The sequence below is a fragment of the Mesorhizobium sp. M7A.F.Ca.CA.001.08.2.1 genome, assembly GCF_003998455.1.
GTDB classification, from domain to species: domain Bacteria; phylum Pseudomonadota; class Alphaproteobacteria; order Rhizobiales; family Rhizobiaceae; genus Mesorhizobium; species Mesorhizobium ciceri.
Genome location: NZ_RZPW01000137.1, coordinates 1 through 10,362, shown reverse-complemented (window position 1 = coordinate 10,362; position 10,362 = coordinate 1). Strand labels below are relative to the sequence as shown.

The following is a 10,362-nucleotide window of genomic DNA, read 5'->3' as shown; positions in this document are numbered from 1 at the left end:
ACGATATCTACCGCCAGGCGGTGACGGCAGCGGGGCTTGGCTGCATGGCCGCACTCGAGGCGGAGAAGTATCTGGCCGGCATCGAAGTGCATCGCGAAGCGGCCGAGTAGAGAGTTCAGAGAGCGGCTTAGAAACGCCGTGTAAAAGCCTGATTTTTCATTCAGACGCCAAAACAGAACGAGGGGAATCATGGCGTTGGACTGGGACAAGCTACGCGTGTTTCACGCTGCGGCGGAGGCGGGGTCGTTTACCCATGCGGCCGAGACATTGCATCTGTCACAATCGGCGATCTCGCGGCAGGTCAGCGCGCTCGAGCATGATGTCGGCGTGCCGCTGTTCAACCGCCACGCCCGCGGGCTGGTGTTGACCGAGCAGGGTGAGATGCTGTTTCGCACGGCGCATGACGTGCTGATGAAGCTGGAGACCATCAAGTCCCGGCTGACCGAGACCAAGGATCGCCCGTCGGGCGTGCTGCGGGTAACGACGACGGTGGGGCTGGGCGCCGGCTGGCTAACCGAGCGGGTGCAGGAATTCATCGAACTCTATCCTGAAATCAGCCTGCAGTTGATCCTCGCCAACGAGGAGCTCGATCTCACCATGCGCCAGGCCGATTGCGCCATTCGGCTGCGCCAGCCGCAGCAGCCGGACCTGATCCAGCGCCGCCTGTTCACCGTGCATTTCCACCTCTACGCGGCCCCATCCTATGTCGCCAAGCATGGCAGGCCGTCTTCCGTCGCCGAGCTGAAGGCCCATCGCATCGTCACCTTCGGCGTGCCGGTGCCGTCGCATCTGTCGGAGCTGAACTGGCTGGAAACGGTCGGTGATTTCGAAGGCGGACAAAGAGTGCCGACGCTGCAGATCAACGACATATTGTCGATCAAGCGGGCGGTGCAGGGCGGTGCCGGTATCGCCATGCTGCCCGACTATGTGATCAGCAAGGACTCCGACCTCGTGCAGCTGCTGCCAGAGACCGAGGTGCCGTCTTTCGACACCTATTTTGCTTATCCGGACGCGATGAAGAACCAGGCCAAGCTGCACGTGTTCCGGGACTTTATCATCGCCAAGGCGAGAAGCTGGTCATTCTAAGGACATGTCGATTGCCTGGCCCGACCTGAGCCTCAACATGCCCTGAGACGGCGCTGCCGGTTTCACCTAACCCCCGCCAGGGCGACAGTCGAGGCAACCAGCCGGGTACGTTGCGGCGGTAGGCGTCGTATTCGGCGCCGTACCGATGAGCCAAAGTCGGCTCCTCGTAGAACCGCACGAAAGAGCCCATGGCGATCGCGCCGATGACCGCATAAGCGGCCAGCGTCCAGCTCGAGAACAGCAATGCCTGGCCGAGGATGATCGACAGCACGGCGACATACATCGGGTTGCGGACATGACGGTAGATGCCGCCGATCACCAGCCTCTCGGTTGGCGCGACCGGAGCGGGCGTGCCGAGGCCCTCAAGCGCGAATCGACCGAAGGCATGCAGCAGTGCTGCGATCGCGACGGCGATCAGAAGCCCGCCGACAGGGACAAAGCCCGGCAGACCAGACCACGGCAAGCCCCAGCGATCGGTCAACAGCCAGGGCACCAGCCCGGCAACCACGCAGGGCGTCGCGATGAAGAAGGCCGCACTGCCGGCGATCGCCGAAAACGTCCGCATTGGCTGCTTCCTCCCCGATTGCCTCAGAAATGCACGCCTGCTGCCTGCTTCCACATCATTGCCCGGTTTTGGCATTTTGAGCCGAAAGCCAGCGAGATCGGCGATTCTGTAGTTGCAATTGCCCGATTCGGCGGCCCATTTCGACGATTCTGTTGGTCCTATTGGCTTCTGGAATGGGTTAGACCACAGCCTGCGCCTTTTTGCATGCGTGTGTTGCAAAATAGATGCTTGTTTCTTGGGCATGATGAGCACATATATAGATCATCTCCTGGGTGCGTTCTCCTCCCATTAGCGCCCTCGAGTGTTCCCCTCTGGAGGTTAGCCTTAACAGGCACTCCAATCAAACTCAGCCGGATCTTCATTGATCCGGCTTTTTTGTTGCCTGTGCTCTGCTGGGCCGGCAAAAAATTCCATCACAATTGCCACGTAACGGTGACATGTAACCTCTGGTAACATAGCCCGGACGCCCGCGACCTGCTATGTGGATCATAGGACGCGGTGTGGTTCGGACGGGAGATGGGGGCATCACTCGTACGGCCCGGGCTCAGGCGGCTACCGCGTCCGAACCGTTTTTTCCGCCGAACTCGGCGGCACCAAATGCGGCGGACCTGCCGTTTTACCTCCCAAGGAAACGGTCCGCGAACAAAACGACGTCCGGTCCCCGCCGGACGTCGTTTTCTTTTGTCCCCCTCGAATCAGGTTCGAGAGGAACGCTACGCCATCAGGCAGCCTTGCCGTTGGTGTTCATCGCCTCGTCGGCCAGACGGCCGGTGAGTTCGGCCATGTGGTCGAAGACGGCACGGTAGCTGGCGACGCCCGCGGTCGCCGAGCGCAACTCGATGATCAGGTCGCCGATCTCGGCTTGCGGCATGGTTGCCTCGACGACATCCCATCCTGGCCAGCCAGGCCGCGCGTCGTAGCCGAGTATCTGGCCGCGCCGTTGCGGGATGAGAGCGATGATCTTCGAGGTGGCGTCGGAGGGTGTGACGATCTCGACCTTCATCACAGGCTCCAGGAGCACCGGCAAGCACGCGGCCATGCCTTCCTTCATTGCCAGCCTGGCCGCCATCTGGAAGGCCATGTCGGAGGAATCGACCGCATGGTAGGAGCCGTCCGACAGGTTGACTGCGACATCCACGACCGGAAAGCCCAGCGGCCCGGATTTCAGATAGTCGCGCACCCCGGTCTCGACCGACTGGATGTAGGTCTTGGGCACGACGCCGCCGGTAATGGTGTCGGTGAACTCGAAGCCGGAGCCGCGCGGCAGCGGCTTGATCTCGATCACCACGTCACCGAACTGGCCATGTCCGCCGGACTGTTTCTTGTGACGGCCGCGCTGTTGCGCCGATTTGCGGATCGTCTCGCGATAGGGCACCGCCGGCGGATGGCCTTCGACCGGTATCTGGTTCTTGCCTTCCAGCCGCTCGCGCACCACGCGCAGATGCATCTCGCCATGGCCCGACAGCACGGTTTCAGCCGAGTCCTGGTTGTGGCGCAGGCTGAGCGAGGGGTCCTCCTCGGCCAGCCGCTGGATGGCAGCCGACATCTTCACTTCGTCCTTGCGCTCCTTGGGACGGAGCGCGAAGGCGAAGACCGGCTGCGGCGGCTCGAACTGGACGAGCGGCTTGATGCCGCCCTTGGCCGAACTCAGCGTCTGGCCGGTCTTGACCTCGTCCAGCTTGCCCAGCGCGACCGTATCGCCGGCCTTGGCGATGGAGAGCTTGGACTGGTCCTTGCCGAGCATCCGGTAGATGCCGGAAACCTTGGCCGTGTCGCCGCCGGGCAGCCAGAGTTCGGAACCGTCGACGACCTGGCCGGAGAGGATGCGCGACACCGACAGCTTGCCGCCATGCGAGGTGTGGATGGTCTTCATCACCTGGACCAGGGTAGCCGCGCCGTCGGGTGCACCGAGCCGCTTGCGGGTCGCCTCGATGTCAGGCGCGTCGTGGCGGATCGCCTTCAGGAGACGCAGCACGCCGTTGCCTTTCTCGGCGGTGCCGATCAGCACCGGGGTCACCGCGCCGTCGCGCAGGTCGGCGGCGAGATCGTCGAAGATCGCGTCCTTGGGCGGTTCGATCTCCTCGAGCAGCTGTTCCATCAACTGGTCATCATGGTCGGCCAGCGTCTCCAGCATCGAGAAACGCGCTTCGAGCTCGCGCGCCTTCTCGTCGCCGGGAATCTGCGCCACCTCGCTTTCGGCATATTCGCGATAGATGTAGGCGCGCTCCAGCGCCAGGTCGATCGAACCAATGACGACGCCGTCCTTGCGCAGCGGAATCTGGCGCAGCAGCAATGGCACGGCACTGGCCGGCTGCAGCATCTTCAGCGTGTCGCGCACGCCGGTGATTGCCTTGTCGACCTTGTTGAGAAACAGGATGCGCGGCACGCCGAGATCGTCGAGCTTGCGCATGATCAGTTGCAGGGCAGGGATCTTCTTTTCATCGGCCTCGGCCACGACCACCGCGAGGTCGCAGGCGGTCAGCACCGGTTCGGCTTCGAAAGAGAATTCGATGGAGCCGGGACAGTCGACGAAGGTGATCTGCTCGCCCATGAATTCGGTGGTGGCGATCGTCGCCTCGACGCTCATGGCGTGGGCGCGCGCCTCGGGCGAATGATCTGAAACGGTGTTGCCTGATGAAACGGGATTTTGTCGGGGAATTGAGCCCGTACGGGCCAATATGGCTTCGAGAAGTGTCGTCTTACCGCTTGCGAAGGGACCGACTATGGCAATGCATTTCGGTCCCGTGCGTCGTCCTCCGGCGCGAGTACCCATGACTGACCTCCACTCAGGCGTTTCCCGTAGGACCGACTGGCATGCATGGTTCAGGCGTGGTCAATCGGTCCTGAGCGGCGGCCGGCCTGTTCGACCGTCGCGGGCGGGGTTCTTTTCAAGTCCACCTGCCCAAAGCCATCGTCCCACTTGTTTGCCGGCAGGGCAAGGAAAATAGAAATCCTTTGCTCGGCCGTGGACCCGTGCTGGCCATATAGGGGGCTGGCAGCCGGAAGCTGTTGCACGTCGGCCGATATCGGCGGAAACTGAAGCTGGCGACCCGTCGCCCGCTGTTTTGAAGGACCATCGACCCATGAAGATCATTGCCTGCGGCAGCGTGCCGACCGTCATCGCGCCGGAAAAATACTTCACCGGCCGGGTGCTGCAGACGCCGATCATCGAGAAAGAGGCGCCGGCGCGGCTGCGAGCCACGCTGGTCAGCTTCGAGCCGGGCGCGCGCACCCACTGGCATACGCATCCGCTTGGCCAGACGCTCTACGTGACGGTGGGCGCCGGGCTTGCCCAGACGTGGGGCGGCCCGATCCAGCAGATCAGGGCGGGCGACGTCATCTCGTTCGCGCCTGGCGAAAAACACTGGCATGGCGCGGCGCCGAAATCGGCGATGACGCATATCGCCATGCAGGAGGCGCTCGACGATGTCCATGCCGACTGGCTGGAAGCGGTGACATCGGAACAATATGACGGCTGAATGCTCAGTCCGCAGGAACCCGGCTTCTATTCCAGCCGCAACATTTTCAGAAGAGGGCGACTCGCGGCGAGTCCCGTACCATGGCGCAGGCCATACTCAGTCGCCGGATCGACAGCGCCATGCCGCCCGTTCAACTGACCGTCGGCCAGTAATTTGCGAAACTCACGTCCAGACATAGCCATGTCAAAGCACCGTTTGCCCCTGGTCGCCGCTGTCTATCTTGGTTCGTTCGTGGCTCTGCTCGACGTCAGCATCGTCAATGTCGCGCTGCCGACCATCCAGCAGGCGTTGCAAACCGATTTCGGCGGCCTGCAATGGGTGGTCGACGCCTACACGCTGTGCCTGTCGGCCTTCATGCTGTCGTCCGGCCTGATCGGCGACCGCTATGGCCGCAAGCGCTCATGGCTGGCCGGCGTCGGCATCTTCGTGGCCGGCTCGCTGATCTGCGCCGTCGCGCCCAATTTGCCGGTGCTGCTGGCTGGCCGGGTCGTACAGGGCATCGCCGGCTCGCTGCTCATTCCAGGCGCGCTGTCGATCCTGACGCAAGCCTTTCCCGATGCGCGCCAGCGCGCCGGCGTCATTGGCGGCTGGGCGTCGTTCGCCGCCATCTCTCTGCTCGTTGGTCCCGTCCTCGGTGGCATCCTGGTCGAGACCGTCGGCTGGCAAAGCATCTTCCTGATCAACCTGCCGCTTGGTCTGATCACGATCGCGCTCGGTGCTGCTTCGATCAACGAGACGGCGCATCCCGAACATGCCCATCTCGATCTCGTCGGCCTGGCTCTCAGCATCCTGTGGCTGGGGGCGCTGACCTTTGGCCTGATCTCGGCCGGCGAGAATGGTTGGGGCGAGCCAAGGACGGTCACGGCGCTCATCGCAGGTGTCGTCGGCCTGGCTGCTTTCCTCGGCTTCGAGGCGCGCACGGCACGGCCGATGCTGCCGCTTGGCCTGTTCCGTGACGTCCGCTTTGCCGTCGCCAATGTCGCTTCGTTCGCGCTCGGCTTCACCTCCTATTCCAGCGTCTTCTTCTTCTCGATGTTCCTACAGCAGGTGCAGGGCTGGTCGCCGACGCAGACCGGCCTGCGCATGGCGCCGGCCTTCATCGTCCAGATCGTGGTGTCGCCGTGGATCGGCAGGCTGAGCGCGCGCTATGGTCACTCCGCGCTGATGACCATCGGCTATGTTGCTATCGGCCTGTCCATGCTCGGCATGTGCTGGGCCGGTCCTTGGACGTCCTACGCGACGCTGTGCCTTCTGTTCGCCATCGGCGGCCTCGGCAATGCGCTTGCAATCCCGACCGGCAGCGCTGCCGCCATGTCCTATGCGCCGCGCGAACGCTCGGGCATGGTGTCGGCGGTCATCAATGCCACCCGCCAGAGCGGTCTTGCCATCGGCATCGCCTTGCTCGGCGCCTTGATGAGCATGCGGGCAACCAACCTTTTGACCGGGTATCTCGGCGATGCCGGTGTCGCCAACGCGGAAGCGGTCGCCCGTGCTGCAATTTCGCGGCATGATTTCGCAACCGATGCGGCGATGGGCGAAAGCGGCGTGCATGAACTCTATGCTGCCGCCTATGCCGGCGGCTTTCATGCCGCCATGCTGACGGCAGCGATAGGCGCGTTCCTCACCGCCGCACTGCTGGTTGCCGTGCTGGCGCCGGCCGAGGCGCGCTCGGCCAAAGAGACCAAGCACGAGGCGTGAGGCTGACGGCCCATTGAAAACCCGGCAGTGAAGCCGGGTTCTGCGTTCAAAGCGCGCCGCTCAGGTCAGCGAAGCCGTAAAGCGCTGGATGCGCGTGCAGGCTTCCTCCAGAAGCGTCTCCGAGGTGGCGTAGGAGATGCGGAAGTTGGGGCCGAGGCCGAAGGCCGAGCCGAACACCACCGCGACGCCCTCGGCTTCGAGCAATTCCGAGCAGAAGGTTTCGTCGGTGTCGATCGGCTTGCCGGCCTTGGTCTTCTTGCCGATCAACTGGGCGCAGGAGGGATAGACATAGAAGGCCCCTTCCGGCGACGGACAGGTGATGCCGCGCGCCTGGTTGAGCATCGAGACGACGAGGTCGCGACGGCCTTGAAAGATCGCCTTGTTTTTGGCGATGAAATCCTGCGGGCCATTCAGCGCCTCGACGGATGCCCATTGCGCGATGGTGCAGGCGCCCGATGTCTGCTGGCCCTGGATCATGTCCATCGCCTTGATCAGTTGGACCGGGCCCGCCGCATAACCGATGCGCCAGCCGGTCATTGCATAGGCTTTCGACACGCCGTTCATGGTCAGCGTGCGCTCGTAGAGCTTAGGCTCGACCTCGGCGATGGTCTTGAAGACGAAATCGCCATAGGTCAGGTGCTCGTACATGTCGTCGGTCAGCGTCGAGACATGCGGATGCTTCAACAGCACGTCGGCCAGCGCGCGCAGTTCGGCCTCGGTATAGGCGGCACCCGACGGGTTCGACGGCGAGTTCATCAGCAGCCATTTGGTCTTCGGCGTGATCGCCTTTTCCAGCACGGAAGCGGTCAGTTTGAAGCCGTTGTCGATCGAGGTGTCGGCAAACACGGAGGTGCCGCCGCAGATCGCCACCATCTCGGGGTAGCTGACCCAGTAGGGGCGAGGAATGATGACCTCGTCGCCGGGGTTCAGCGTCGCCATGAAGGCGTTGAACAGGATCTGCTTGCCGCCCGTACCGACGATGGTCTGCTCGGGCTTGTAGTCGAGATTGTTCTCGCGCTTGAACTTTTTTGCGATCGCCTCGCGCAGCGGCACGATGCCCGAAACCGGCGGATACTTGGTTTCGCCGCGGCGGATCGCCTCGATTGCCGCATTCTTGATGTTGTCGGGCGTGTCGAAATCCGGTTCGCCGGCGCCGAGGCCGATAATGTCACGGCCGGCATTTTTCAGCTCGCGCGCTTTCTGCGTGACCGCGATGGTGGCGGAAGGCTTCACGCGCGAAAGGGTGTCGGCAAGAAAGGCCATGAGCTTGACGTCTCCATGGAAGATCGGCGCGGCCAGGAGCGACCGCGGCGCTTCTCATGTCGCATGATTTCGCGCAACGCAAGCATTGTCGGCTGATCCAGGTCTCAAGGAGCTGTGATCGGACCAGGGGTCGGCAACAATAAATTCATTAACGAGCGGTAGAGGCTTGAGTGGCAGGATCGCAGACCAATTGCGGAGCGAGGAACCGTGTCGCGCAGCGTCGGGCTTGCCCACATCATCCGTCAGGACGACGGCACCTCCACCGGTGTCTGGGGCATCTACACGTTGCAAAGCGCTTTCCAGCCGATCTTCGCCTTCAAGGAAGGCAAGCTGTCGGTGGTCGCGTTCGAAGGGCTGATCCGACCGTTCCGCGACGGCGAGCCACAATCGCCGATGAATTTCTTCTCGACCTGTCCGGCCGCCGACCGGCTGCATATCGAGGCGCTGACCAGGACGCTGCATCTTCTCAACGCCGGTGCCTGCCTGCCGCGGGAAGCGTCGATCTTTGTCAATTTCGACCCGTCGGTGTTCACCGAACGCACTGTTGCCGACGCTGCCTTGCGCGAGATGCGGCTCGTGCTGCACGAGGCCGGCATTGACCCGCGTCGCGTCGTCTGCGAGGTGACCGAGCAGCGGTCGGCGTCGCAGGAAGCCTTGCACGGCTTCGTCGCGGCACTGAGAGCCAACGGTTTCCGCATCGCCGTCGACGACTATGGCGCCGACGATTCCGACATCAACCGGGTCAAGGAGTTGAAGCCGGATATCGTCAAGTTCGATGCCTACTGGATCACGCAGCTGATGGAGTCCGGCGCCGGCTTCGCGTTGCTGACCACCATGGTGAAGAACTTCGAGGAGCAAGGCATCCATACGGTGTTCGAAGGCATCGAGGAGGGCTGGCAACTGGAGCTCGCCGAGAAATCGGGTGCGTCGATGGTGCAGGGTTTCGTGCTGGCGCGACCCGAATTGGCGCCGACCAGCTTTGGCGTCTTCGACAAGGCCGGGCAGGCGCCTGTCGCTGCTGCCGTCGACACGTCTGCTGCTGCCGTGGCAACGCCTTCGGCGCGGCCGGTCAAGGCCTTTGGGCGCCGCGTGGCGACATGAGAGGTGATCGGCGGCGCAATGTCGGCGATGCGATCCGGGTCGACGAAGTCGGCATCGAATACGGCATGTATGGCGAGTTCCGGCTGCGCAGCGCCTATCAGCCGATTTTCGCGCCGCGCGGCCGGTTCCTTCACGCGGTCGCGGCCGAAGCCCTGATCGAGCCGCACCGTGCGGGCCGCCCCGGCGCGCCAAAGATGTTCTTCGAAAGCGTTGCCGTCTCGGACCGGCTGTTTGTGGAAACCATGTGCCGGGCGCTGCATCTCAGGAATTTTCGCAATATCGGCGTCGACGGGCTCGACCTGTTCTTCAACTACAATCCGTTGATCAACGACCATGCCGGGCGGGCACTGGCCGAGATTCGCCTGATGACCAGGCATCTCGGCGAGTTCGGCCTGGCGCCGGCCATGCTGGTCTGCGAAATCACCGAACAGGCGGCGGACGACGCGCTTCTCGCGCGGCTGGTGTGCGAAATGCGGCGCGACGGCATCCGCATCGCCATCGATGATTTCGGCACCGGGCACTCGACCGAGGAGCGGGTGAGCCTGCTCAAGCCCGACATCGTCAAGATCGATGGCACCTGGTTCGCGGAGTTCTGTCGCCACGCTGCCGCTGAACGGTTCTTCCGCCCGCTGGTTTCCAGCTTGCATGACCGCGGCGCCAAGGTGCTGGTCGAAGGCATCGAGCAGCCCACCCATCTGCGCGTCGCGCTCGAAGGCGGCGTCGACCTGCTGCAGGGTTTTCTCCTCGCCCGCCCAGCCTTGGCGGGGACCGTTTTCGAGGAAGAGCCACTCAACATCGACACGCTGCTGGGTACCGGCGGCAATGTCGTCCCGCTGTTCGGCTAGGGGCGCCACTATTCACACATCAGCGGCGCTGATCGTCGCGACAAAACAAATCATTGGTTGAGTCCGCCGCCGCTGCGATAATCGCGCGGAGAGAGTGCTCGGGGGAACAGCCATGATACTTTACGGCATGATAGACAGCGGCAATTGTTACAAGCCGCGCCTGCTGATGGCGAAGCTTGGCCTGGCCTTCACCAACGTCGAGGTGAGTTCGCACACCGGCGACACACGCAAAGCCGACTTTGTCGCCAAGAACCCGAACGCCATGGTGCCGCTGCTCGAGTTCGACGATGGCCGGCGGCTGGCCGAATCCAACGCCATCCTGCTC

At 63.2% G+C, this 10,362-nt stretch carries 8 protein-coding genes and 2 pseudogenes; 7 read left to right on the top strand and 3 right to left on the bottom strand.

The features are described from left to right. Positions 1 to 110: pseudogene (locus EN914_RS39170) on the top strand (thioredoxin-disulfide reductase); the annotation flags it as partial. A gap of 79 nt (positions 111 to 189) precedes the next feature. Continuing rightward, positions 190 to 1,086, top strand: coding sequence for a LysR family transcriptional regulator (locus EN914_RS11045; RefSeq protein WP_013530079.1), 897 nt, complete (start codon positions 190 to 192; stop codon positions 1,084 to 1,086). 70 nt (positions 1,087 to 1,156) lie between these two features. Here the strand turns inward: EN914_RS11045 and EN914_RS11040 are convergent. Together EN914_RS11040 and EN914_RS11035 are read right to left on the bottom strand one after the other, a co-directional pair. After that, positions 1,157 to 1,651 (bottom strand): annotated as a pseudogene (locus EN914_RS11040) (methyltransferase family protein); the annotation flags it as partial. Positions 1,652 to 2,372: 721 nt separating this feature from the next. After that, on the bottom strand, positions 2,373 to 4,424 hold the full coding sequence (locus EN914_RS11035; protein ID WP_024504149.1) for an elongation factor G: 2,052 nt from the start codon (positions 4,422 to 4,424) through the stop codon (positions 2,373 to 2,375). A 310-nt stretch (positions 4,425 to 4,734) separates the two neighbouring features. Here EN914_RS11035 and EN914_RS11030 point away from each other — a divergent pair, with 310 nt between their 5' ends. Further along, complete coding sequence (locus EN914_RS11030) at positions 4,735 to 5,130, top strand: cupin domain-containing protein (RefSeq protein ID WP_024504148.1); 396 nt, start codon at positions 4,735 to 4,737, stop codon at positions 5,128 to 5,130. A 180-nt stretch (positions 5,131 to 5,310) separates the two neighbouring features. Next, complete coding sequence (locus EN914_RS11025; protein ID WP_024504147.1) at positions 5,311 to 6,828, top strand: MFS transporter; 1,518 nt, start codon at positions 5,311 to 5,313, stop codon at positions 6,826 to 6,828. 60 nt (positions 6,829 to 6,888) lie between these two features. Here EN914_RS11025 and EN914_RS11020 read toward each other — a convergent pair whose 3' ends face one another. Then, positions 6,889 to 8,091 carry a pyridoxal phosphate-dependent aminotransferase gene (locus tag EN914_RS11020; RefSeq protein ID WP_024504146.1) on the bottom strand — a complete coding sequence of 401 codons (1,203 nt, stop codon included), beginning with the start codon at positions 8,089 to 8,091 and terminating at the stop codon, positions 6,889 to 6,891. 207 nt (positions 8,092 to 8,298) lie between these two features. Between EN914_RS11020 and EN914_RS11015 the strand changes: the two genes are divergently transcribed. The 3 genes from EN914_RS11015 to EN914_RS11005 form a co-directional block, all read left to right on the top strand. After that, positions 8,299 to 9,192 (top strand): EAL domain-containing protein, encoded by an 894-nt coding sequence (locus tag EN914_RS11015; protein ID WP_013530085.1) that lies wholly within the window; start codon positions 8,299 to 8,301, stop codon positions 9,190 to 9,192. Then, positions 9,189 to 10,037, top strand: coding sequence for an EAL domain-containing protein (locus EN914_RS11010; protein WP_024504145.1), 849 nt, complete (start codon positions 9,189 to 9,191; stop codon positions 10,035 to 10,037). Before EN914_RS11015 ends, EN914_RS11010 begins: the two co-directional genes overlap by 4 nt. Before the next feature lie 112 nt (positions 10,038 to 10,149). Beyond that, on the top strand, positions 10,150 to 10,362 hold a 213-nt coding region (locus EN914_RS11005; RefSeq protein ID WP_206527194.1), incomplete at its 3' end, for a glutathione S-transferase N-terminal domain-containing protein.